Genomic DNA, 21,955 nt, shown 5'->3' on the forward strand with positions numbered 1-21,955 from the left:
ATGACCGACCCTATTCTGCGGAGCCGGCCCGAGAGCCCCGGCAATGAGTCGTTCGGCTCGGCCGAGGAGCCCAGGAAGACCTCCACAACCAAGCGCGGCGGCGGCGACCCCGCATCCCGTGGCCGTACGACCATCGCTGACGGCGTCGTCGAGAAGATCGCCGGGCTCGCCGCCCGTGATGTGCTCGGCGTCCATACGATGGGCAGCGGGATCTCCCGCACCTTCAGCGCGGTACGCGAACGGGTGCCGGGCACCAGCAGGTCCACCGCCACGCGCGGTGTAAAGGCCGAGGTGGGCGAGGTGCAGACGGCCCTCGACCTCGAAATCGTCGTCGACTACGGCGTTTCCATCTCCGACGTCACCCGCGCGGTGCGCGAGAACGTCATCTCCGCGGTGGAACGGATGACCGGACTTGAGGTCGTCGAGGTCAATATCGCGGTCAGCGATGTGAAACTGCCCGATGAGGAAGACGAAGAGCCGGAGCAACGTCTCCACTAGGCGCCTTCGGCATCTCCAGTGGAGGAGCCCACGATGAGCATGGCTGTGGCCGGCCTGATCGCCGGCATGGCGCTCGGCTTCGCCGGATACTTCGGCGGATTCGGTGCCTTTCTGCTGGTCGCGGCGTTGGGAGCGGTCGGCTTCGTGGCCGGCCGGTTCCTCGACGGCGACCTTGAACCGGGCGACTTCTTCCGCGGTCGCGAGCGCGGCGACCGGCGGCGGTGACCCGCCGTGGCCACTGGGGGTCCCTCCACCGGAGGTAGGGGGAGCGTCCCGGCCGCCGAGCGCGGGGCGACCACGATCGCCGACCGGGTGGTGGCGAAGATCGCCGCCCAGGCGGCGAAAGAAGCGCTGCTCGGCGTACCGGAGGACGGCGTGCCGCCCCGCGCCATGGTCACGGTGCACCATGACCACGCCCGGGTGCGGGTCAGCCTGGAGCTCGACTACCCCTCCGACATCGGCCGCCAGTGCGGCGCGGTGCGTCATCGAGTCGCCCAGCGGGTAAAGGCGTTGGCGGGGATGGATGTGCCCGAGGTGGCCGTGCAGGTCGAACGACTGCACTCGGTCCACTCGCGCAGCGCGGCACAGGGGAGGATCCGATGAGCGAGCCCGTACGGCCCGTACTCGATCTCGACCAGTCGGCGTCGGCCGCCGCCTACCACCCGGGACCGGGGTCGAAGGACGGCGAGGGCGGCAAAGGCGGCCGCTTCTGGTCCGTGCGCCGTGTGCCGGCAGGCCTGGTGGCCCTGGTGGTGCTCGGGGGCTCGGGGCTGCTGCTGTACGACATCGCGGCGGTACGGGCCGGCCGGCCCGCCATGCAGTGGCGCCGGGCGCTCGCGGCAGACCTCGCGAAGTGGCGGCTCGACGAACCGGGGGTGCTGGCGGCCGCGGCCGTCGCGATGGTCATCGGCGTCGGCCTGATCGTCCTCGCGCTCACGCCCGGACTGCGGTCGCTGCTGCCGATGCGCCGCGACGTCGCCTCGGTACGCGCGGGTATCGAGCGGGAGGCCGCGGCGTTCGTGCTGCGGGACCGGGCGATGGAGGTCTCCGGGGTGCAGTCGGTGCGGGTGCGGATGGGGCGGGCGAAGGTCTCCGTGCGCGCGCAGTCGCACTTCCGCGAACTCGACGACGTACGGGCGGATCTGGACGCCTCGCTGGCCGCGGCGATCGGGGAGCTCGGCCTTGCCAGGCCGCCCGCCCTGACCGTGCATGTCGGCCGGCCGCCGGCGAAGAAGAGGTGAGGCGCGAATGCTCCGGGTGGTCAATCGCGTAGTGCTCGGCCTCGCCGGGCTGGTGCTGCTGTGCGTGGGCGGCGCGGTGTTCGCCGCGGGGGCCGGGTGGCCGGTGCCGTCCTGGTGGCCCTGGGACGGCCCGGGCGACGTCCTGCTGAGCAAGGCGGCCCGGGAACGCTGGCGCGACGAGGGCTGGTGGTGGCCGGTGGTCATCGCGGTACTGGCGGTGGTGGTGCTGCTTGCGCTGTGGTGGCTGATCGCCCAGTTCCGCCGGGCCCGGCTGGCGGAGGTCCTGGTCGACAGCGGCGACGGCGAGGGCGCGTTGCTGCGGGGCCGCGCGCTGGAGGGCGTCCTGGAGGGCGAGGCGGAATCCCTGGAGGGCGTCGCCCGCGCCCACGTCATGCTGCTGGGCCGCCGCAGCGCCCCGGAGGCACGGGTGAACCTGCTGCTGGAACCGTACGCGTCGCCCGGGGACGCGCTCACGCGGCTGACGGAGGAGGCGGTGGGGCATGCGCGTGACTCGGCGGGGCTGGCGGCGCTGCCGGCGGAGGTCAGACTGCGTGCGGCGAAGCACGGTGCGCAGAGGGTGAGTTGACCCTTCAGCGCGAACCGGGGCTTGGCTCCGGACCCCTCAGGGGGCGCGGCACCCCGTGCTCGCGCGGGGGCCTGCCCGCCGCACCCGGCAGCGAGAGCTCAGCCCCCGCACCGCGTGTCAGAACCCGTGCCGTGCGCCCCCGTCCACCGGAAGCATGACCCCCGTCAGGTACGACGCCGCCGGCGACAGCAGGAACGCCGCGGCGGTGCCGAACTCCTCCGGCGTCCCGTAGCGCCGCAGCGGAATGCGCGACTCGTTCGCCGTGCGCGCCGCCTCCGCGTCGCCCGAGAGCGCGTCGAGTTCGCGCACGCGGTCCGTGTCGATGCGGGCCGGGAGCAGGCCCACGACCCGGATGCCCTGGGGGCCCAGCTCGTCCGAGAGGGACTTCGCGAAGCCCGCCAGGCCCGGGCGGAGGCCGTTGGAGATCGTCAGGCCCGGGATCGGCTCATGGACCGAGCCGGACAGGACGAAACCGATGACCCCGCCCTCGCCCAGCGCCGCCGCCGCGGTGCGGGCCAGCCGTACCGCCCCCAGGAACACCGCGTCGAACGCCGCCTGCCACTGCTCGTCCGTGTTGTCCGCCGCGAAGCCCGGCGCCGGGCCGCCCACGCTGATCAGAATGCCGTCGAAGCGGCCGAAGTGCGCCCGTGCCGCGGCGACGAGGCGCTCCGCACCCGCCGGGTCGGCATTGTCCGCGGCGACGCCCACGGCGTTCGGCCCCAGTTCGGCGGCGGCATCCGCGACGGTCTTCTTGTCCCGTCCGGTGATGACGACCTTCGCGCCGTCCGCGACAAGTGCCCGCGCCGTCGCGTTGCCCAGCCCCCGCGACGCACCCGTGACGACATAGACGCGGTCCTTCAGTCCAAGATCCATGGACCTATCCTGCCGTCTCCTCCTGCCCCAGCGCGAGGGCCGTGTTCACCAGAGCGATATGGCTGAACGCCTGCGGGAAGTTCCCGAGCTGCCGCCCGGCCACCGGGTCGTACTCCTCGGCCAGCAGCCCCACATCGTTGCGCAGCGCGAGCAGCCGCTCGAAGAGTGCCCGCGCCTCCTTCGCCCGCCCCGTCATCAGCAGAGCGTCGGCCAGCCAGAACGAGCAGGCCAGAAACGCCCCTTCGCTCCCCGGCATCCCGTCCACCGGCAGGCCCTCGGTGCTGTAGCGGCGTACGAGACCGCCCGTGCCGAGCTCCCGCTGCACCGCGTCCACCGTCCCGATCACCCGCGGATCGTCCGGCGGCAGAAAGCCGACCCGCGGGATCAGCAGCGTCGCCGCGTCGAGTTCGGCGGATCCGTACGACTGCGTGAAGGTGTTCCGTACCGGGTCGTACCCCTTCTCGCACACTTCCCGGTGCACCTCGTCCCGCATCGCCCGCCAGCGCGCCGGGTCGCCGCTCAGCTCGGGGTATGCCTCAAGGGTGCGCACGGCACGGTCCGCCGCCACCCATGCCATGACCTTGGAGTGCACGAAGTGGCGGCGCGGACCCCGTACTTCCCACAACCCCTCGTCCGGCTCCCGCCACTTCGACTCGAGGAAGCCGAGCAGGCTCAACTGGATGTTCCAGGCGTGCTTCTCCGCCGGCAGGCCTGCTTCCCGTGCCACATGGAGGGAGTCGATGACTTCTCCGTACACATCGAGCTGAAGCTGGGTCACGGCCTCGTTGCCGGTGCGGACCGGCGCGGAGCCCGCGTAGCCGCTCAGCCACGGCAGCTCCATCTCGGGCAGCCGCCGCTCGCCCGCCAGCCCGTACATGATCTGGAGGTCCGCCGGGTCCCCGGCCACCGCGCGCAGCAGCCAGTCGCGCCAGGCCTCGGCCTCTTCGTGATAGCCGGCCGCCAGCAGCGCGCCCAGCGTGAGGGTGGAGTCGCGCAGCCAGCAGTAGCGGTAGTCCCAGTTCCGTACCCCGCCGAGCTCCTCCGGCAGCGACGTGGTGGGCGCGGCGACGATTCCGCCGGTCGGGGCATACGTGAGCGCTTTCAGCGTGATCAGGGAGCGCAGGACGGCCTCTTGGTACTGGCCCTCGGCACCACAGCAGCGCCTGGACCACTCGGTCCAGTCCTCCAGGCTGCTCTCCAGCGCCTCGTACGGATCGACGAGCCTCGGCCGCGGCTGGTGCGAGGGATGCCAGGTGAGGACGAACGCCACCTTCTCCCCGGGGCCGACCGTGAACGACGAGATGGTGCTGAACTGCTGACCCCATGTCTTGACCTCCGGCTCGCTGCGCAGCCATACGGAGTCGGGGCCGGCAACCGCGACGCGATGCCCGTCCGACCGCCGCATCCACGGCACCACGGAGCCGTAGTCCATGCGCAGCCGGAGCGTGCCCCTCATCTCGACCGTGCCGCTGACGCCCTCCACGATGCGTACGACATCGGGTGCCACGTCGCGCTGCGGCATGAAGTCGATGACCTTCACCGTGCCGGTGCGGGTCTCCCACACGGTCTCCAGGACGAGCGACTCGCCGACATAGCCGCGCCGGGTGCACAGGCCCGCACCCTTGGGAGCTATCGTCCAGTGGCCGTTCTCCTTGTCGCCGAGCAGCGCGGCGAAACAGGCCGCCGAGTCGAAGCGGGGCAGGCACAGCCAGTCGATGGAGCCGTCTGTGCCGACGAGTCCGGCCGCCTGCAGATCGCCGATAAGAGCGTAGTCCTCGATGCGTAGCGTCACGGTTTGGCGTGTTCCCGCCCAGTGTGGCGGTTAAGCAGTCGCGGTCTCGGCCGCGGGTGACCGCGCGCACTCGTGATCAATGGAGTCAGACGCTCGCCGGGGTGGGCTCCGGGGTGCTGCTGTCCGCGGCGGCCCCGCGGTCGCGCTTCTCGCGGCGTACCAGAATCACCCAGCCGACGGGTACTCCCGCGGCGAACAGCCACCACTGAACGGCGTAGGCCATGTGGGGGCCGATGGAGTCGTGGTCGGGGTCCGGGATCAGTTCCGGGCTGCTGCCCGCGGGCTCCGGCGCGGTCTGTTCCAGATAGCCGCCGAGCACGGTGCGGCCGAGTGACTCGGCCTGCTGTGCGCTGCTGACGAGCATGACCTGGCGGGGCGGCAGACCGGCCAGGTCCTTGATGCCGCTGGCCCGCGTCGTCTCGTCGGCCTTGAGCCGGCCGGTCACGGTCACCGTGCCCTTGGGGGCGGGCGGCACGGAGGGGAACGCCTTCTGGTCCGCGGCGGCCGGGATCCAGCCGCGGTTGATCAGGACGGCGCGGCCGTCGGCCAGGATCAGCGGGGTCAGCACATGGAAGCCGACCTGGTCGTCGGCGGAGGTACGGCGGCGTACGACGACTTCGTGCGCGGTGTCGAAGGTGCCCGTGGCGGTGACCCGGCGCCAGTAGTCGGCGCGCGGGACGGTGTGTCCGGGGGAGGCCAGCCCGGTCACCGGGACGGGCTTCGCCCGGAGGTTCTCGGCGATCAGTGTGTTCTGCGCGACCCGGTGCTGGTGCCGGTGGAGCTGCCAGAAGCCCAGCTCGATCATCGTGGGGATGAGTACGAGGCCGATGAGGGTGAGGATCACCCACTGGCGGGACAACAGGAAGCGGTACACGGTTTCGACCGTACCCGCTGTCGCCTCGGGCCCGGACGGGGGGTCCCGACCGGGCCGCGCGCCCTGCCTGTCCGTCATACCTTGTCGACGATGCCCGCCCTCCCCTCCGCGCGGGCGCAGTGCCCGCCGCAGTACCAGTGGCCGTCGACCTCGACACCCTGGCCGATGATCTGAACGCGGCAGTGCTCACAGATGGGCGCCATGCGGTGAATGGCGCAGGAGAAGCAGTCGAAGACGTGCACGGCGCCCTGCGCGTGCACTTCGAAGGACATGCCGTAGTCGTTTCCGCATACCTCGCAACGTGCCATGCGCCACAGGGTGCGGGGCGACGGTCCCCGAAGAGTGGGCGGCACGCCCGGCCGTCACCCGTCTGCAGGGGTCACGTCGCGCAACAGCTGGGTGAAGGCCGCCTCGTCGATGACCGGCGTGCCGTAGGACTTCGCCTTCACGGTCTTCGAGGTGGACGAGTCGGGGTCGTTGGTCACCAGCAGGCTGGTCAGCCGGGAGACGCTGGTCGCGACATGGAGGCCCGCCTCGATCGCCCGGTCCTCCAGCAGTTCCCGGTCGACGGAGGTGTCGCCGGAGAACGCCACCCGCATGCCCTGCACAAGTGCTCTGCCCACCTCGTACCGACCGGGGTTGGGGTAGGGGCAGGGTGGGCGCTTGCGCGAGGGCCGCCAGCTGCCGTGGCCGTAGGCCGACTGCCCGTAGGAGGACCCGGACGAAGACCGACCGGAGGAAGACTGGCCGTACGACGCCTGGTAACCGATTCGCGGGGTCGCGGGGGAGTCCGACCACTCGGTCAGCGGGCGGCATTCGTGCAGCGGCAGCCGCACCCCGTCGCGGGCCGCCGTGTGCAGACTCGGCCGGAACGCCTCCGCCAGCACCCGCGCATCGTCCAGTGCGTGGTGCGCCCGCTGCTGTACCACCCCGTAGTGGGCGGCGAGCGACGCGAGCTTGTGGTTGGGCAGCGGCAGCCGGAGCTCCTTGGAGAGCGCGATGGTGCACAGCCGCTGCCGGGTGGGCGCGGTGCGCTGCGCGCGTGCGTACTCCCGGGCAATCATCGACCAGTCGAAGATGGCGTTGTGCGCGACGAGGACGCGGCCCTCCAGCCGCTGTGAGAACTCCGCGGCGATATCACCGAAGAGCGGTGCGCCCTCCAGCACATCGCTCGTCAGACCGTGGATCCACACCGGACCCGGATCGCGCTCCGGGTTGACCAGGGTGTACCAGTGGTCCTCGACATCGCCCTGCGCGTCGAGGCGGTACACGGCAGCGGAGATTATCCGGTCGTCGCGGGCGAGTCCGGTGGTCTCCACGTCGACGACCGCGTACCCCTGTGGGTACGCGGCCGGCCACGATGTCGCTGCAGTCGTATGGTCGTCGAGCATGGTCACAGAGAATACGGGCCGGGACTGACAACGCCGGATCCGCCCGGCCCGTATGCTCCTTCACGCCCCCAGCAATGCGCTCACCAACGCCCGTACGGACGCGGTGAAGAGCCGCTCCGAGTCCGCGGGCCGGGCCAGCGCGCGGGCCAGCGCCGGGTCGTGTTCGGCCGTCCTCGTGTCCCAGAGCTCGCTCTCGCCGGGCGACTGGACCGGTGAGCGCTCGCGGTTGCGCTCGACGAGCACGAAGCCCACGACCTGGAACTGGACGGCGCGCACGGCCTCGGCGGCGCGCGCTCCGCGCAGCCCGGCGGAGTGCACCTCGTGCACGAGTGCCTGCTGCGCGGGCAGGAACATCCGTTCCGTGAGCCCCCGTTCATGGACCATCGCGATCAGATGCGGCCGGTCGCGCAGCTCGCGGCGGAGCCGGCGGGCGACCGAGACGACGCGCTGCGCGGGTGTGCGCCCCACCGGCCGGATCGCGCCCATCTCCTGGACCGTGCGCTCCACCAGTGCGTCCAGCAGGGATTCGCGATTGCCGACATGCCAGTAGATCGAGGTGACCGCCGTGCCGAGCTCGGCGGCGAGCTTGCGCATGGTGAGCGCGTCGGGGCCGTGCCGCTTCACGAGGGCCGCCGCCGTCCGAAGCACCTCTTCGCGGGTCAGCGGGGTGCGTGGCATCTCGCTCCTCAACTCATCATGCGTGCACGGCTCTTTACCCCTCATCGCCGCCGGTGTAACTGTGTTACAGAACCGACCCCCGACGATGAAGCGAAGGGTGGTACGTCATGGCACGTGTACGGTACGGCGCGCGCAGCGAGGCGGAGATCGCCGCGGCTCGCGCGTCCGGCTCCCGGCTCCCCGACATCTGGTCCACGGGCGTCGCGGCGGTGTGGGAGAGCGACCCGGACGCGGTGGCGGCCGTACTCCCGCCACCCCTCAAGCCCTCCGAGCGGCCCCTGGTCCGGGCCAACATCAGCAAGGTCGATCTGCCCGGCTACCCTCCCCCGCAGCCTTCGGCGCGGGAGGTACCCCCAGGCGCGGGCTCGGTGGCGGTCGCGGCGCTGCACGACGGGCGCGAGGGCTGGTACCCGCTCGTCATGCCGATGACCCATGAGCGCGCGCTGATCGGCGGACGCGAGGTCTTCGGCGAGCCGAAGAAGCTGGGCGAGGTCGCCGTCGAACGTGACGGTCTGCTGGTACGGGCCGTGCTGGCCCGGCACGGCATCGCCTTCGTCGAGGTGCGCGGCGCGGTGCAGGGACCGCTGCCGCTGCCCGAACCGGCCGAGAAGCTCGACTTCTACTTCAAGTTCCTGCCCGCGGTGGACGGTCGGGGCTTCGACGCCGACCCCGTACTCGTCCACTGCATCCGCAACGAGAAGTTCCGCAGACTGAACAAGCTCAGCGGCGACGTGGTGCTGCGCGAGTCGGCGTACGACCCCGTCGCCGACCTTCCCGTACGCCGTCTCGTCGAGCTCACCATCGGCGAGAAAACCACCGACCAGCGGGGGAAGGCGGTCGAGCGGGTGAGCGCGCAGGCGCTGCTGCCGTACATCCACCAGCGTTACGACGACCCGCAGCAGATCCTCGACGGACCGCCGACGGGGAGCCAGTGATGCGGCTGAGCCAGGGACAGGTGGCCGTCGTCACGGGCGCGGCGAGCGGCATCGGGCTCGCCATGGCACGGCGGTTCGCGGCCGAGGGGCTGAAAGTCGTCCTCGCGGACGTCGAGGAGGCGGCACTGCACAAGGCGGCGGACCGGCTCGCCCAGGACGGCGCCCGGGTGCTCGCGCAGACCGTCGACGTCGGCGACCGCGACTCCGTGTCGCAGCTCGCGGACGCCGCGTACGAGACCTTCGGCGCCGTCCATGTGCTGTGCAACAACGCGGGGGTCGGCTCCGGCGCCGAGGGCCGGATGTGGGAACACGAGCCCAACGACTGGAAGTGGGCCTTCGCGGTCAATGTCTGGGGGGTCTTCCACGGCGTCCAGGCCTTCGTGCCGCGCATGATCGCGAGCGGCGAGCCCGGCCATGTCGTCAACACCTCGTCGGGCGACGGCGGGATCGCGCCGCTGCCCACCGCTTCGGTGTACGCCGTCACCAAAGCCGCCGTCGTGACGATGACCGAGTCGCTGTACGCGCATCTGAAGGCGGAACACGCGCGCGTGGGCGCGTCCGTCCTCTTCCCCGGGCCGCACATGCTGCGCACCGGGCTGTGGGAGTCGCACCGCAACAGGCCGGAGCGGTACGCCAAGGAGCGGCCGCGCAGAACTCCCTACCGCAGCCTCGACCAGTGGGAGGCGGCGATGAAGGACGCCGGGCACGAGGTGGCGTTCACACCGGTCGAGGAGGTCGCCGCGTTCGTCGTGGACGGGATCCGCGCCGGCCGCTTCTGGCTGCTGCCGGCGAGCGAGCACAGCGACCGGCAGATCCGCGCGCGGTCGCGGTCGATGCTCGACCGCGCCAACCCGTCGTATCTCGAGAGCTTCATCCTGGACTGAGGGGCGTGCGATGACCGACCCGAACGACCCGTACCTGATCATCTCCTCCGACTGCCACGCCGGGCTGCCGACCGAGCAGTACCGGCCCTATCTGGACGCCCGGTTCCACCGGGACTTCGACGAATTCCTGGCCGGGCGGGACCGCCGCCGCGAGGAGATGACCCGGCTCGGCGTGCGCAACGAGGCTTTCGCGAGCAAGTGGTTCAGCGACAACGAAGAGGGGCTGAAGGGCGGTTGGGACCCTGCCCAGCGGCTCAAGGAGCTCGACGGCGACGGCGTGGTGGCCGAGGTCGTCTTCCCGGACGCGGACGCCGTCGACAGCCGGACGGCCGCCCCCTTCGGCGTGGGCCTCGGGCTCTCCGGCGACCAGGACCCCGACCTCGGCATGGCGGGCGCGCAGGCGCACAACCGCTGGCTCGCCGAGTTCGTCTCCGCCAACCCCGAACGGCACTGCGGGGTGGCCCTGCTGCCCGTCACGGGCGACGTCGAGCGGGTCGTCGCCGAGATCCACCGGGCCAAGGAGTCCGGGCTCGGAGCGCTGATGATCCCCTCGATGTGGGTGGACAAGGCGCCCTATCACGACCGGCGTTACGACCCGATCTGGGCCGCGGCCGCCGAGACCGGCATGCCCATGGTCACCCACTCCGGTGCGGCCCCGCGCCATGAGTACGGCGACCACCTGGGGATCTATGTCTCCGAGGTCACCTGGTGGCCGGCCCGCCCGCTGTGGTTCCTGCTCTGGTCCGGTGTCTTCGAGCGGCATCCCGGGCTGAGGTTCGGCGTCGCCGAGTCCGGATGCTGGTGGCTGCCGAATCTGCTCTGGTTCATGGACCGGCTCTATCTCGGCGCGCACGGCGGCAAGAAGCTCTCGCCGTTCGCCGAGCTGAAGCGGCCGCCGAGCGAGTATCTGGACCGCCAGATCTTCATCTGCGCCACCAACACCAAGCGGCGCGAACTCGCCCAGCGGTACGAGATCGGGGTCGACAACATCCTCTGGGGCAGCGACTTCCCGCATCCCGAGGGCACCTGGCCCGACACGCGCGCGTGGCTGGCGAAGACCTTCCACGACATCCCGGTCGCCGAGACCCGGCGCATGCTGGGCCTGGCGGCGGCCGAGGTCTTCGGCTTCGACACCCGGAAGCTGGCCCCGACCGCCCGCCGCATCGGACCGACACTGGCCGAACTCGGCCAGTTGGCGGACCAGTCGGCCGTCGAGGCGTCCTGGGCGAGGTCGCGAGAGGTGGGGCGGCACTGGCTGACGGACCACGACTTCCCGGCGCTGGGAGTGAGCTGATGGACCGCTACACCGTCATCTCCGCCGACTGCCACGCCGGGGCCGATCTCCTCGACTACAAGCCGTACTTGGAGAAGAGGTACCACGACGACTTCGACGCCTGGGCGGCCACGTACGTCAATCCGTACGAGGATCTCCTCGCCGACACGGCGGACCGCAACTGGAACTCCGACCGGCGCGTGGCCGAGCTGGAGGCCGACGGAATCGTCGCCGAAGTCGTCTTCCCCAACACCATCCCGCCGTTCTTCCCCAGCGCCTCACTCATGGCCCCTGCGCCGTCGAAGGAGGAGTACGAGCAGCGCTGGGCCGGCCTGCGCGCCCACAACCGCTGGCTCGCCGACTTCTGCGCCGCCGCACCGGGGCGCCGGGCGGGCGTGGCGCAGATTCTGCTCAACGACGTCGACGAGGCGGTCCGCGAGATCCGCAAGGCGGCGTCGGCGGGTCTGACGGGCGGCATCCTGCTGCCCGGTACGCCACCGGGCTCCGGCCTTCCCGAGCTGTACTCGCAGACGTACGACCCGATCTGGGCGGTCTGTGACGAACTCGGCGTACCCGTCAACCACCACGGCGGCTCGGCGTCCCCGCCGCTCGGCGAGGAACCGGCGGCCCGCGCGGTGTTCATGGTCGAGACGACATGGTTCTCGCACCGGGCCCTGTGGCATCTGATCTTCGGCGGGGTCTTCCGCCGCCACCCGGGCCTGAAGCTGGTCCTCACCGAACAGGGCTCGGGCTGGATTCCGGGCGTGCTCGACATGCTGGACTACTACCACGCCCGGCTGGTGGCCGCCGCGACCAAGGCCGCCACCGCGGAGTCCAAGTTCGGTGCGGGGCTTGCCGCTTCGATGGGCAGCGGCCCCAGTGAGGTCTGGCGCGACAACTGCTTCGTCGGCGCGAGCTTCATGCGCCCGCACGAGGTGCCGCTGCGCGACCGGATCGGCCTCGACAAGATCATGTGGGGCAGCGACTATCCGCACGACGAAGGCACCACGCCGTACTCCCGCGAAGGCCTCCGCATCGCCTACGCTGGCCTGCCGAGGCACGAGATCGCGGCGATGACCGGCGGCAACGCCGCCCGCGTCTACGGTTTCGACCTCGGCCTCCTCGATCCGATCGCGGCGAGGGTCGGGCCGGCGGTCGAGGAGATCGCCGAGCCGCTGACGGACATCCCACCGGAGGCGACGAGCCCGGCGTTCGCCGAAGGCGGGTCGGTGCGCGTCTGGTGACAAGGGGAGTTACCCTCCCGGGATGACTGAGCCATCGACCCACGACGAGGCCCACGACGGGGCCCTCGGCACGCGCCTCAACTGGCTCCGGGCCGCGGTCCTCGGCGCAAACGACGGCATCGTCTCCACCGCGGGCCTCGTCGTCGGCGTCGCCGGCGCCACCGACTCGCGCGCCACCCTGCTCACGGCCGGTCTCGCCGGACTGCTGGCCGGGTCCCTGTCCATGGCGGCCGGTGAGTACGTATCCGTCTCCACCCAGCGCGACTCCGAGAAGGCGGCCCTGGCGCTGGAGCGGCGTGAGCTGCGCGAGCAGCCCGAGGAGGAACTGGAGGAACTGACCGGGCTGCTGGTGGCCCGCGGCCTGTCGCAGGAAGTGGCCCGCGAGGCGGCGGAGCAGCTCACCGAACGGGACGCACTGCGTGCCCACGCGCGCGTGGAGCTCGGCATCGACCCCGACGAGCTGGCCAACCCGTGGCACGCGGCGGGCGCGAGCTTCCTGGCCTTCACGGTGGGCGCGCTGCTGCCACTGCTGGCGATCGTCCTGCCGCCCTCGTCCCTGCGCCTGCTGGTCACGGTCCTGTCGGTGCTCGCGGCGCTGGCCCTGACCGGCTGGTGGAGCGCCCGCCTGGGCGCCGCGGCGCTGAGGCCCGCGGTGCTGCGGAACGTGGGCGGGGGAGCGCTGGCGATGGCGGTGACCTACGGAGCGGGGTCGCTGCTCGGCGCGGCGGGCGTCTGAGCGCTCGGCCCGCGGGGCGACCCGTGCCCGACTTCTGGATCATGCTCACCTGCCGGGCGGCCCGGCCGCTGCCGGCCACCGGAGTGCCGACCGCTGCCCCACAGGCGTACCGTGGAGGGCTGCACATCCGTCTGATCAGCAAGGACCCGCAGCATGCGCGCCACCGTCATCCACGCTCCGCACGACATCCGCGTGGAGGAGGTGCCCGACCCGGCGATCCAGCAGCCCAGCGATGTGGTGCTGCGCGTCCTGCGCGCCTGCATCTGCGGCAGCGACCTGTGGGCGTACCGCGGCGAGTCGGCCCGGCAGCCGGGCCAGCGCATCGGCCATGAGTTCCTCGGCGTGGTCGAGGAGGCGGGCTCCGAGGTCACCGGCTTCGAGCCCGGCGACCTGGTCGTCGCGCCGTTCGTCTGGTCCGACGGGACCTGCGACTACTGCTCGGAGGGCCTGCAGACGTCCTGCCCCCAAGGCGGCTTCTGGGGCTCGGTCGGCTACGACGGCGGCCAGGGCGAGGCCGTACGCGTGCCCTTCGCCGACGGCACCCTCGTCAGGCTCCCGGCCGAAGCCGCGTCCGACGACCGACTGCTGACCGCGCTGCTCGCGCTCTCCGACGTCATGGGCACCGGGCACCACGCGGCGATCGGCGCGGGCGTCACCATGGGCTCCACCGTCGCGGTCGTCGGTGACGGCGCGGTCGGGCTGTGCGGTGTGCTGGCCGCGAAGCGGCTCGGTGCCGAGCGGATCATCGCGCTCGGCCGCCACCAGGCGCGTACGGACATCGCCAAGACCTTCGGCGCCACCGATGTCGTCGCCGAGCGCGGCGACGCGGCCGTCGCGGCCGTCCGCGAGCTCACCGGCGGTCAGGGCGCGCACGCCGTGATCGAGGCCGTCGGCACCGAGCAGTCGATGCGTACGGCCGTCGGGATCACCCGCGACGGCGGCGCGATCGGCTATGTCGGAGTGCCGCACGGCAGCGGCACCGGCCTGGACCTCTCCGTCATGTTCGACCGCAACATCGCTCTGCGCGGTGGCGTCGCGCCCGTGCGCGCATACATACCCGAGCTGCTGCCCGACGTCCTGGACGGCACGATCGACCCGTCGCCCGTCTTCGACCTGTCGGTCGGCCTCGACGGTGTCCCCGCGGGCTACCGGGCGATGGACGAGCGCACGGCGCTCAAGGTCCTGATCAAGCCGTAGAACGGCAGAGGGCCGGACGCGAGACGCCGCGTCCGGCCCGAACTGCGCGGTTCCAGCAGGTGTTACCGGCGAACCGCGTCCAGCGCGTCCGCGACACCCGTCCCGTAGAAGGCGTTCTTGCCCTTGCCGCCCTCGCACACCGCGTCGACCTTGCCGTCGCCGTCGATGTCGTACGGGTTCGTGCAGGCCGTGTCGTCCGCCTGCGCGTACAGCAGCGCCTTCACCTGCGCCGCCGAGGCGTGCGGGTGCTTCGACTTGATCAGCGCGACGACGCCCGCGACATGGGGCGAGGCCATCGACGTGCCGGCCTTGTAGCCGTACGTGCCGCCCGGCAGCGTGGACAGGATCCGGCCGTCGACGGCCGGCGCGTCCGGCCGCTGGAAGAGGGTCGAGTCACCGCCCGGGGCGGAGATGTCGATGACGCCGAGACCGTAGTTGGAGTACGAGGACTTCAGGTTCTTCGCACCCAGCGCGGAGACGGTGACGACCCCGGGAATCTGGGTGGGAATGTCCAGGCACTCACGGGGGTTGATGACCCGCTCGACGGGGGTGGTGTCGTTCGGGCTGGTCACGTCGGGGAGTTCGTCGGCGGCGAGGTCCATCCTGGAGTTGCCGGCCGCGGCGACGTTCACCACGCCCTTGCGCTCCGCGTACCCGATGGCCCGGCGGTGTGCCTCGACCAGAGCCCCCTGATCGAGGTCGTTCTTGCAGTTGAACAGCCACGGGTCGGTGTAGTAGCTGTTGTTGGTCACATCGACGCCGTGCTCGGCGGCCCAGACGAAGCCGCAGACGACCGCCTCGGTGTAGAAGAAGCCGTCCGTGGTCGCGACCTTTATGCCGGAGACCTTGACGCCCGGGGCGACACCTGTGACGCCGACGCCGTTCTTGGCCGCGGCGATCGTGCCCGCGACATGCGTGCCGTGGTCGCTCTCGTTGGCGGCCGGCCGCCAGGAGCCGGGAGTGGTGTCCGGCTTGCCGGTCACACAGTTGGCCGACGCCTTGGCGTCGAAGTTGGGCGCGAGGTCGGGGTGGGTGTCGTCAACACCCGTGTCGATGACCGCGACCGTGACCTTCCTGCTGCCCAGCGTCTTCTCGTGAGCCTTGTCCGCCTTGATGGCCGGCAGGTCCCACTGAAGCGGCTCGAGCGGGTCCTGCCCGTCGGTCGCCAGCGCCGCGGCGGCCTTCGCCTCCTGGGCGGTCAGCGGGCGCTCGGAGTCGATCGCCGTGTCGGCCGCCGGAGCGATCGGCGCGGTGCGCGTCGCACCGACCGACTGGACGCCCCTGACCTGACGGATCGTCTTGGCGAAGTCGGGGTTCTGCGAGTGGACGACGATGACGCCTATCTGGTCATACGCGATCACCACCGAACCGCCGGCCTTGGCTATCGCCTTCTTCACCGACTTGGCGGCGCCGTGACCGCCCTTGACGTTCACCACGTACGACAGCTTCGGACCGTCGGTCGCCACCGCGGCGGGTACTTCGTCCGCCGGGGCTGCCGAGGCGGCTCCCGCGGGAAGGAAGCCGAGCGAGGCCGTGAGCGCCAGACCGGCGGGGAGCGCGAGTGCGCGGCGCCGTCTGGATCCCAGATGAGCCATGGGTTCTCCACATCATCCGTGTCCCGCCCAGACCCCTATGAAATGGGCGGGTACATGACCAGCGAAGCTATCGCCGATCATGGCCGTCCATCAATCAGTTCGAGAAGAAACCCGAAGAAAGTCGGGAAGAAAATGGCCGATGTTGAACCGGTCCGATGTGCTCTCCGTGCCGTTGTCAGGGGGTGGAGCAACATCAAAACCACTCCCCCGGTGAGACCCCCTTGTCCATCCCCACCGCACCCGCGTCGCGAGGAGATTCCGTGGCTACCGATGCACCGTCGCCGCCTGGCGGTACGGACACCAGCCCAGCTCAGCCCACGACAGAGCAGTTCGTCGACGTGCAGGAGAGTGCGGAATTCGGCGAACTGCGCCGCACATACCGCTCCTTCGCCTTCCCGCTGACCGTCGCGTTCATCGCCTGGTACCTGCTCTACGTCCTGCTGTCCAACTACGCCGGCGGCTTCATGGGCACAAAGCTCTTCGGCAACATCAACGTCGCCCTCGTCTTCGGACTCGCCCAGTTCGCCACCACCTTCCTCATCGCCTGGCTCTACTCGCGTCATGCAGCCGCGAAACTCGACCCGAAGGCCGAGGCGATCAAGTCCCGCATGGAGGACGACGCATGAGCGCCGCGCACGCCGCGTATCCCACCGTCCAGCTGGCCGCCGACGGGGCGAGCGAGCACCGGCCGCTGATCATCACGCTCTTCGCGTGCTTCGTCGTCGCCACCCTCTTCATCACCGTCTGGGCCGGCCGTCAGACCAAGAACGCCGCCGACTTCTACGCGGGCGGCCGCCAGTTCACCGGCTTCCAGAACGGGCTCGCGGTCTCCGGCGACTACATGTCCGCCGCGTCCTTCCTCGGTATCGCGGGCGCCATCGCCCTCTTCGGCTACGACGGCTTCCTCTACTCCATCGGCTTCCTGGTCGCCTGGCTGGTCGCGCTGCTGCTGGTCGCCGAGCCGCTGCGCAATTCCGGCCGCTACACGATGGGCGACGTCCTCGCGTACCGCATGCGCCAGCGCCCGGTCCGCACCGCCGCGGGCACCTCCACCATCGTCGTCTCGATCTTCTATCTGCTGGCGCAGATGGCGGGCGCGGGCGTGCTGGTCTCGCTGCTGCTCGGGATCACCAGCGATGCGGGCAAGGTCGCGATCGTCGCCCTGGTCGGGGTACTGATGATCGTGTACGTGACCATCGGCGGGATGAAGGGCACCACGTGGGTGCAGATGGTCAAAGCGGTCCTGCTCATCGCGGGCACCGTGCTGATCACCTTCCTGATCCTGCTGAAGTTCAACTTCAACCTCTCCGACCTGCTCGGCAAGGCGGCCGAGAACAGCGGCAAGGGCGCGTCCTTCCTGGAGCCGGGACTCAAGTACGGCAAGACCGGCACATCGAAGCTGGACTTCATCTCGCTCGGCATCGCGCTGGTGCTCGGCACCGCTGGCCTGCCGCACATCCTGATCCGCTTCTACACCGTGCCCACCGCGAAGGCCGCCCGTAAGTCGGTGAACTGGGCGATCGGCATCATCGGCGCCTTCTACCTGATGACGATCGTGCTCGGCTTCGGAGCCGCGGCCCTGCTCAAGCCCGGCGACATCATCGCTTCCAACAAGGCGGGCAATACGGCCGCGCCACTGGCGGCGCTGGAGATCGGCGGCGGCTCGGGATCCACCGGCGGATCCATTCTGCTGGCGGTGATCTCCGCGGTCGCCTTCGCCACCATCCTCGCGGTGGTCGCGGGCCTGACCCTGGCCTCCTCGTCCTCCTTCGCCCACGACATCTATGCGAACGTCATCCGCAAGGGCAAGGCCACCGAGAAGGAAGAGGTCCGCGCGGCCCGCTGGGCGACCGTCGCCATCGGCGTCGTCTCCATCGGGCTCGGCGCGCTCGCCCGCGACCTGAACGTCGCCGGCCTGGTCGCTCTCGCCTTCGCGGTCGCCGCATCGGCGAACCTGCCGACGATCCTCTACAGCCTGTTCTGGAAGAGGTTCACCACGCAGGGCGCCCTGTGGTCGATCTACGGCGGTCTGACCTCGGCCGTGGTGCTGGTGCTCTTCTCACCGGTCGTCTCCGGCAAGCCCACCTCGATGTTCAAGGAGGCGGACTTCTACTGGTTCCCGCTGGAGAACCCGGGCATCGTCTCGATCCCGCTGGGCTTCCTGCTCGGCTGGCTCGGCACCCTGCTGTCCAAGGAGGAGCCGGACAAGGGCAAGTACGCGGAGCTCGAGGTCAAGTCCCTCACCGGGATCGGAGCGCACTGACCGCCCACTGACCGCCCACCGATCGCCCACTGATCGGGCATCGCAGGCGTGCCTGGCACGGCCGCGTCGTAGGGTTCTACGACGCGGCCGTGCCGCTCCTCGTGACAATCGGCCTCCTTCGTTGTCGGACCTCTGGCGTAGGCTCGGAGGCAATAAGATCCGTTGAACCGGGGAGGGGGCCCACCGTGCTCATCGACACCTATGGCCGTGTGGCCACTGACCTGCGGGTTTCACTGACCGACCGGTGCAATCTGCGCTGCACGTACTGCATGCCCGAGGAAGGCCTGCAGTGGCTCGCCAAGCCCGATCTGCTCAGTGACGACGAAATCGTCCGGCTGATCCGCATAGCCGTCACCGACCTCGGCATCACCGAGGTCCGCTTCACCGGCGGAGAACCGCTGCTCCGCCCCGGCCTGGTCGGGATCGTCGAGCGCTGCGCCGCGCTGGAACCCCGCCCCCAGATGTCCCTGACCACCAACGGCATCGGGCTGAAGCGCACGGCGAGTGCCCTGCAGGCCGCCGGCCTGGACCGGGTCAATGTCTCGCTGGACACCCTGCGGCCCGACGTCTTCAAGGCCCTCACCCGCCGCGACCGCCACCGCGATGTGCTGGACGGCCTGGAGGCCGCCGGCGCCGCGGGCCTCACCCCGGTCAAGGTCAATACGGTCCTGATGCCCGGCCTCAATGACGACGAGGCCCCCGAGCTGCTTGCCTGGGCCGTGGCCAACGACTACGAGCTGCGTTTCATCGAGCAGATGCCGCTCGACGCGCAGCACGGCTGGAAGCGCGACGGCATGATCACCGCAGGCGACATCCTGGCTTCGCTGCGTACACGCTTCACGCTCACCGCCGAGGGCGAGGGGGAGCGCGGCTCCGCGCCGGCCGAGCGCTGGCTCGTGGACGGTGGACCGCACCGCGTCGGGGTCATCGCCTCCGTCACCCGCCCCTTCTGCGCGGCCTGCGACCGCACCAGGCTCACCGCCGACGGACAGGTGCGCACCTGTCTGTTCGCCCGCGAGGAGACGGATCTGCGCGCCGCGCTGCGCTCGGAGGCTCCGGACGAGGAGATAGCCCGCATCTGGAAGCTGGCGATGTGGGGCAAGAAGGCGGGCTCGGGCCTGGACGATCCGTCGTTCCTGCAGCCCGACCGCCCGATGTCGGCGATCGGCGGCTGAGCGTCGGCCGGACAAGGGTCAGGATCGACGACTGACCGTCAGCGGATCGGCGTCAGTGATCCGCGGCTGAGCCGGAGCCCTGGCCCCGCTCCCACTCCTCGAGCGTCACCACATCCTTCAGAAAGCCGCGCAGGCCAAGGAAGTTGGAGAGATGCTCGCGGTGATCGTCACAGGCGAGCCATGTCTTGCGGCGCTCGGGGGTGTGCAGCTTCGGGTTGTTCCACGCGAGCACCCAGACCGCGTCGGCGCGGCAGCCCTTCGCGGAGCAGATCGGGGTCTCGTCACTCACTCTTACGTCCGTACGGAGAAGGCCACCACGTGGCGACGCCGAGCAGCCACGGGGGGAGCTGCCCGGCGTCGGTCCGTCGCTCCGACGGGGGATGCGGAGCGCGCTTCGAAGTATGTCACGGCATGCGGGGTGCGGTGCACCGGAACTTCATGATTGATCTGAGCTTTTCCTGAGCTTCGCAGGCACGCTGGAATCAGCTTGGTTCCCGCTGCTGACGCTCCTGTCGGCTGCCGTCGGCTTCCGGCTCGGCTTCCGCTGTGGTGGCGTCGGAGGCGGGAGCGATCATCTGCGGGGTCGGTGCGGTGACGAACGTCGAGGGCAGCGAAGGGGCGCTCTCCCGGCCCGCGTTGGCGATCACGACGGCGATGTACGGGAGGATTCCGCCGAGCACCAGTGCCACGATCGCCACAGGGCGTTCCACATTCCACAGGACAGCGGCGAGGATCACCGCCAGGGTCCGCACCGACATGGAGATCACATAGCGGCGCTGCCGGCCGCGCACATCGTCGGCGAGGCCCTGCCGCGCTCCCGTGATCCGGAAGACCTCCGCATTGCCGTGCTTCCGCATCACGTTCCACCACCAGATTTCCACGTCGGACACTCCCCGGTCCTGACGGATTCCACGGTACGCCGCCGCTCCGACAGCTACGAGAGCGGGTCGGGCCCGGGTTGCGCGCGCGGGCTGCGTCTTAGCGCGTATGGCTCCGCCCGACATGCGCTGTATGGCGGACCGGCCGAGACTGACGGCGTAACTGCTCACGCAGAGCCGTACGAGGAGGCAGCCATGGGCTGGTTGTGGGCGATCATCGTGGGATTCGTACTCGGGCTGATCGCCAAGGCGGTCATCCCGGGCAAGCAGCACCTGCCCCTCTGGCTGACCACCATCCTGGGCATCGGTGGGGCCCTGCTCGGCAACTGGATGGCATCGGGGCTGGGCATCGCCGAGACCAGGGGCATCGACTGGGGCCGTCATGCCCTTCAGCTCGGCGCGGCCGTCGTCCTCGTCCTCTTCGGGGACATGGCCTACAACTCCTCACGCCGTCGCAGAGGCAGAGCCTGAGCGCGGCCGCGCGCAGGCCGACGGCGGCCGGACGGGCACGATGCCCGCCCGGCCGCCGCTCTGTTTCTGCCTAACCCGTGACCTCGACCGCGGCGAGGTTCTTCTTGCCCCGGCGCAGTACGAGCCAGCGGCCGTGCAGCAGATCCTCCGGGGCCACCACCGCGTCCTCGGCCGTGACCTTGACGTTGTTCACGTAGGCCCCGCCCTCCTTCACGGTGCGGCGGGCCGCCGACTTGCTGGCCACCAGACCCACCTCGGCGAACAGGTCCACGACCGGAGCCGGCTCGGCGACCCTGGCGTGCGGCAGCTCGGAGAGTGCCGCGCGCAGCGTCGGCTCGTCGAGCTCGGCCAGCTCGCCCTGCCCGAAGAGCGCCTTCGACGCGCCGACGACCGCCGCGCACTGGTCCGCGCCGTGGACGAGCGTCGTCAGCTCTTCCGCGAGCGCCCGCTGCGAGGCACGCGCCTGCGGCCGCTCCTCGGTCAGCCTCTCCAGCTCCTCGATCTCCTCGCGGGACTTGAAGCTGAAGATCCGCAGGAACTTGGAGACGTCCCGGTCGTCCGCGTTCAGCCAGAACTGGTAGAAGGCGTACGGAGTGGTCCGCTCCGCGTCCAGCCAGACCGTGCCGGTCTCCGTCTTGCCGAACTTCGTGCCGTCGGCCTTGGTGATCAGCGGGGTGGCCAGCGCATGCACCTCGGCCTCCGGCTCGACCCGGTGGATCAGGTCGGTGCCGGCGGTGAGGTTGCCCCACTGGTCGCTGCCGCCGGTCTGCAGGACACAGCCGTATCGCCGGTACAGCTCCAGGAAGTCCATGCCCTGCAGGATCTGGTAGCTGAACTCGGTGTAGCTGATGCCGGCGTCGGAGTTCAGCCGCCGGGCGACCGCCTCCTTCGCGATCATCTTGTTGACCCGGAAGTACTTCCCGATGTCGCGCAGGAAGTCGATCGCCGACAGACCCGACGTCCAGTCCAGGTTGTTCACCATGATCGCGGCGTGCGGGCCCTCGAAGTCGAGGAACCGCTCGATCTGGCCGCGCAGCCGGTCCACCCAGCCTGCGACGACCTCCGGCGCGTTGAGCGTGCGCTCGGAGTTCGGCTTCGGGTCGCCGATCAGACCGGTGGCGCCACCGACCAGGCCCAGCGGACGGTTGCCCGCCAGCTGAATGCGGCGCATGGTCAGGATCTGGACGAGATTGCCGAGGTGCAGGCTGGGCGCGGTCGGGTCGAAGCCGCAATAGAACGTGACGGGACCGTCCGCGAACGCCTTGCGCAATGCGTCCTCGTCAGTGGAGAGGGCGATCAGCCCCCGCCACTGCAGTTCGTCGACGATGTCCGTCACGTCTCTCGCGTCTCCTTCGCTGTGCCAATGGACGT

At 70.5% G+C, this 21,955-nt stretch carries 25 protein-coding genes; 15 read left to right on the forward strand and 10 right to left on the reverse strand.

Annotation, left to right across the window (positions count from 1 at the left end; genetic code table 11):
* The 5 genes from ACQEVG_RS10475 to amaP are packed head-to-tail and all read left to right on the forward strand — an operon-like array spanning nt 1 to nt 2,325.
* Nucleotides 1–498 (forward strand): Asp23/Gls24 family envelope stress response protein, encoded by a 498-nt coding sequence (locus tag ACQEVG_RS10475; protein ID WP_432980415.1) that lies wholly within the window; start codon nt 1–3, stop codon nt 496–498.
* Between the two features lie 33 nt (nt 499–531).
* Nucleotides 532–723: a hypothetical protein gene (locus ACQEVG_RS10480; protein WP_404726158.1), complete on the forward strand. Its 192-nt coding sequence runs from the start codon at nt 532–534 to the stop codon at nt 721–723.
* A gap of 6 nt (nt 724–729) precedes the next feature.
* A complete protein-coding gene (locus ACQEVG_RS10485) occupies nt 730–1,101 on the forward strand; it encodes a hypothetical protein (RefSeq protein WP_432980418.1) in 372 nt (123 codons plus the stop codon).
* Nucleotides 1,098–1,739, forward strand: coding sequence for a DUF6286 domain-containing protein (locus ACQEVG_RS10490; protein ID WP_432980421.1), 642 nt, complete (start codon nt 1,098–1,100; stop codon nt 1,737–1,739). Before ACQEVG_RS10485 ends, ACQEVG_RS10490 begins: the two co-directional genes overlap by 4 nt.
* A gap of 7 nt (nt 1,740–1,746) precedes the next feature.
* On the forward strand, nt 1,747–2,325 hold the full coding sequence (gene amaP / locus ACQEVG_RS10495; RefSeq protein ID WP_432980424.1) for an alkaline shock response membrane anchor protein AmaP: 579 nt from the start codon (nt 1,747–1,749) through the stop codon (nt 2,323–2,325).
* A 117-nt stretch (nt 2,326–2,442) separates the two neighbouring features.
* On the opposite strand, the gene ACQEVG_RS10500 is transcribed toward amaP, so the two are convergent.
* From ACQEVG_RS10500 to ACQEVG_RS10525, 6 genes are all read right to left on the reverse strand, one after another.
* The gene (locus tag ACQEVG_RS10500) at nt 2,443–3,198 is read right to left on the reverse strand and encodes an SDR family oxidoreductase (RefSeq protein ID WP_432980427.1); all 756 of its coding nucleotides are present in this window, start codon (nt 3,196–3,198) and stop codon (nt 2,443–2,445) included.
* Nucleotides 3,199–3,202: 4 nt separating this feature from the next.
* Nucleotides 3,203–4,990, reverse strand: coding sequence for a glycoside hydrolase family 15 protein (locus ACQEVG_RS10505; protein WP_432980430.1), 1,788 nt, complete (start codon nt 4,988–4,990; stop codon nt 3,203–3,205).
* An 85-nt stretch (nt 4,991–5,075) separates the two neighbouring features.
* The gene (locus tag ACQEVG_RS10510; protein ID WP_432980433.1) at nt 5,076–5,864 is read right to left on the reverse strand and encodes an SURF1 family cytochrome oxidase biogenesis protein; all 789 of its coding nucleotides are present in this window, start codon (nt 5,862–5,864) and stop codon (nt 5,076–5,078) included.
* 74 nt (nt 5,865–5,938) lie between these two features.
* A complete protein-coding gene (locus ACQEVG_RS10515; protein ID WP_307664289.1) occupies nt 5,939–6,172 on the reverse strand; it encodes a hypothetical protein in 234 nt (77 codons plus the stop codon).
* 54 nt (nt 6,173–6,226) lie between these two features.
* Nucleotides 6,227–7,261 carry a DEDDh family exonuclease gene (locus ACQEVG_RS10520; protein ID WP_432980436.1) on the reverse strand — a complete coding sequence of 345 codons (1,035 nt, stop codon included), beginning with the start codon at nt 7,259–7,261 and terminating at the stop codon, nt 6,227–6,229.
* Between the two features lie 54 nt (nt 7,262–7,315).
* Nucleotides 7,316–7,933, reverse strand: coding sequence for a TetR/AcrR family transcriptional regulator (locus ACQEVG_RS10525; protein ID WP_432980439.1), 618 nt, complete (start codon nt 7,931–7,933; stop codon nt 7,316–7,318).
* Nucleotides 7,934–8,040: 107 nt separating this feature from the next.
* Between ACQEVG_RS10525 and ACQEVG_RS10530 the strand changes: the two genes are divergently transcribed.
* The 6 genes from ACQEVG_RS10530 (at nt 8,041) to ACQEVG_RS10555 (ending at nt 14,202) form a co-directional block, all read left to right on the forward strand.
* The gene (locus tag ACQEVG_RS10530; RefSeq protein ID WP_432980442.1) at nt 8,041–8,868 is read left to right on the forward strand and encodes an acetoacetate decarboxylase family protein; all 828 of its coding nucleotides are present in this window, start codon (nt 8,041–8,043) and stop codon (nt 8,866–8,868) included.
* Complete coding sequence (locus ACQEVG_RS10535; protein ID WP_432980445.1) at nt 8,868–9,752, forward strand: SDR family NAD(P)-dependent oxidoreductase; 885 nt, start codon at nt 8,868–8,870, stop codon at nt 9,750–9,752. Before ACQEVG_RS10530 ends, ACQEVG_RS10535 begins: the two co-directional genes overlap by 1 nt.
* Before the next feature lie 10 nt (nt 9,753–9,762).
* The gene (locus ACQEVG_RS10540; protein WP_432980448.1) at nt 9,763–11,046 is read left to right on the forward strand and encodes an amidohydrolase family protein; all 1,284 of its coding nucleotides are present in this window, start codon (nt 9,763–9,765) and stop codon (nt 11,044–11,046) included.
* Nucleotides 11,046–12,269, forward strand: a complete 1,224-nt coding sequence (locus ACQEVG_RS10545; protein WP_432980451.1) for an amidohydrolase family protein — start codon at nt 11,046–11,048, stop codon at nt 12,267–12,269. The genes ACQEVG_RS10540 and ACQEVG_RS10545 overlap by 1 nt, the downstream gene beginning before the upstream one ends.
* Before the next feature lie 22 nt (nt 12,270–12,291).
* Entirely contained in the window at nt 12,292–13,005 is a 714-nt protein-coding gene (locus ACQEVG_RS10550) for a VIT1/CCC1 transporter family protein (RefSeq protein WP_432980454.1), read from the forward strand.
* 153 nt (nt 13,006–13,158) lie between these two features.
* Nucleotides 13,159–14,202, forward strand: a complete 1,044-nt coding sequence (locus ACQEVG_RS10555) for a zinc-dependent alcohol dehydrogenase family protein (RefSeq protein WP_432980457.1) — start codon at nt 13,159–13,161, stop codon at nt 14,200–14,202.
* Between the two features lie 62 nt (nt 14,203–14,264).
* On the opposite strand, the gene ACQEVG_RS10560 is transcribed toward ACQEVG_RS10555, so the two are convergent.
* Nucleotides 14,265–15,797: a S8 family peptidase gene (locus ACQEVG_RS10560; RefSeq protein ID WP_432980460.1), complete on the reverse strand. Its 1,533-nt coding sequence runs from the start codon at nt 15,795–15,797 to the stop codon at nt 14,265–14,267.
* 260 nt (nt 15,798–16,057) lie between these two features.
* On the opposite strand from ACQEVG_RS10560, the gene ACQEVG_RS10565 reads away from it, so the two are divergent.
* The 3 genes from ACQEVG_RS10565 (at nt 16,058) to moaA (ending at nt 19,235) form a co-directional block, all read left to right on the forward strand.
* A complete protein-coding gene (locus ACQEVG_RS10565; protein ID WP_360879530.1) occupies nt 16,058–16,423 on the forward strand; it encodes a DUF485 domain-containing protein in 366 nt (121 codons plus the stop codon).
* Nucleotides 16,420–18,060: a solute symporter family protein gene (locus ACQEVG_RS10570; protein WP_432980464.1), complete on the forward strand. Its 1,641-nt coding sequence runs from the start codon at nt 16,420–16,422 to the stop codon at nt 18,058–18,060. The genes ACQEVG_RS10565 and ACQEVG_RS10570 overlap by 4 nt, the downstream gene beginning before the upstream one ends.
* Before the next feature lie 185 nt (nt 18,061–18,245).
* Nucleotides 18,246–19,235, forward strand: coding sequence for a GTP 3',8-cyclase MoaA (gene moaA, locus ACQEVG_RS10575; protein ID WP_432980467.1), 990 nt, complete (start codon nt 18,246–18,248; stop codon nt 19,233–19,235).
* A 52-nt stretch (nt 19,236–19,287) separates the two neighbouring features.
* Here moaA and ACQEVG_RS10580 read toward each other — a convergent pair whose 3' ends face one another.
* Both ACQEVG_RS10580 and ACQEVG_RS10585 read right to left on the reverse strand, forming a co-directional pair.
* Nucleotides 19,288–19,524, reverse strand: a complete 237-nt coding sequence (locus ACQEVG_RS10580; RefSeq protein WP_432980470.1) for a hypothetical protein — start codon at nt 19,522–19,524, stop codon at nt 19,288–19,290.
* Between the two features lie 193 nt (nt 19,525–19,717).
* On the reverse strand, nt 19,718–20,092 hold the full coding sequence (locus ACQEVG_RS10585) for a DUF3099 domain-containing protein (protein ID WP_432985225.1): 375 nt from the start codon (nt 20,090–20,092) through the stop codon (nt 19,718–19,720).
* 216 nt (nt 20,093–20,308) lie between these two features.
* Between ACQEVG_RS10585 and ACQEVG_RS10590 the strand changes: the two genes are divergently transcribed.
* A complete protein-coding gene (locus tag ACQEVG_RS10590) occupies nt 20,309–20,584 on the forward strand; it encodes a GlsB/YeaQ/YmgE family stress response membrane protein (RefSeq protein WP_432980473.1) in 276 nt (91 codons plus the stop codon).
* 70 nt (nt 20,585–20,654) lie between these two features.
* Here the strand turns inward: ACQEVG_RS10590 and tyrS are convergent, their stop codons facing one another.
* On the reverse strand, nt 20,655–21,920 hold the full coding sequence (gene tyrS, locus ACQEVG_RS10595) for a tyrosine--tRNA ligase (RefSeq protein WP_432980476.1): 1,266 nt from the start codon (nt 21,918–21,920) through the stop codon (nt 20,655–20,657).
* Nucleotides 21,921–21,955: the final 35 nt, after the last annotated feature.

The organism is Streptomyces sp. CA-135486, from assembly GCF_050936555.1.
Classification (GTDB): domain Bacteria; phylum Actinomycetota; class Actinomycetes; order Streptomycetales; family Streptomycetaceae; genus Streptomyces.

Coding starts and splice junctions, on each gene's coding strand:
- ACQEVG_RS10475 (WP_432980415.1), top strand. CDS start 1: ATGACCGACCCTATTCTGCGGAGCCGGCCCGAGAGCCCCGGCAATGAG.
- ACQEVG_RS10480 (WP_404726158.1), top strand. CDS start 532: ATGAGCATGGCTGTGGCCGGCCTGATCGCCGGCATGGCGCTCGGCTTC.
- ACQEVG_RS10490 (WP_432980421.1), top strand. CDS start 1,098: ATGAGCGAGCCCGTACGGCCCGTACTCGATCTCGACCAGTCGGCGTCG.
- amaP (WP_432980424.1), top strand. CDS start 1,747: ATGCTCCGGGTGGTCAATCGCGTAGTGCTCGGCCTCGCCGGGCTGGTG.
- ACQEVG_RS10500 (WP_432980427.1), bottom strand. CDS start 3,198: ATGGATCTTGGACTGAAGGACCGCGTCTATGTCGTCACGGGTGCGTCG.
- ACQEVG_RS10515 (WP_307664289.1), bottom strand. CDS start 6,172: ATGGCACGTTGCGAGGTATGCGGAAACGACTACGGCATGTCCTTCGAA.
- ACQEVG_RS10525 (WP_432980439.1), bottom strand. CDS start 7,933: ATGCCACGCACCCCGCTGACCCGCGAAGAGGTGCTTCGGACGGCGGCG.
- ACQEVG_RS10530 (WP_432980442.1), top strand. CDS start 8,041: ATGGCACGTGTACGGTACGGCGCGCGCAGCGAGGCGGAGATCGCCGCG.
- ACQEVG_RS10535 (WP_432980445.1), top strand. CDS start 8,868: ATGCGGCTGAGCCAGGGACAGGTGGCCGTCGTCACGGGCGCGGCGAGC.
- ACQEVG_RS10540 (WP_432980448.1), top strand. CDS start 9,763: ATGACCGACCCGAACGACCCGTACCTGATCATCTCCTCCGACTGCCAC.
- ACQEVG_RS10545 (WP_432980451.1), top strand. CDS start 11,046: ATGGACCGCTACACCGTCATCTCCGCCGACTGCCACGCCGGGGCCGAT.
- ACQEVG_RS10550 (WP_432980454.1), top strand. CDS start 12,292: ATGACTGAGCCATCGACCCACGACGAGGCCCACGACGGGGCCCTCGGC.
- ACQEVG_RS10555 (WP_432980457.1), top strand. CDS start 13,159: ATGCGCGCCACCGTCATCCACGCTCCGCACGACATCCGCGTGGAGGAG.
- ACQEVG_RS10560 (WP_432980460.1), bottom strand. CDS start 15,797: ATGGCTCATCTGGGATCCAGACGGCGCCGCGCACTCGCGCTCCCCGCC.
- ACQEVG_RS10570 (WP_432980464.1), top strand. CDS start 16,420: ATGAGCGCCGCGCACGCCGCGTATCCCACCGTCCAGCTGGCCGCCGAC.
- ACQEVG_RS10585 (WP_432985225.1), bottom strand. CDS start 20,092: ATGCGGAAGCACGGCAATGCGGAGGTCTTCCGGATCACGGGAGCGCGG.
- ACQEVG_RS10590 (WP_432980473.1), top strand. CDS start 20,309: ATGGGCTGGTTGTGGGCGATCATCGTGGGATTCGTACTCGGGCTGATC.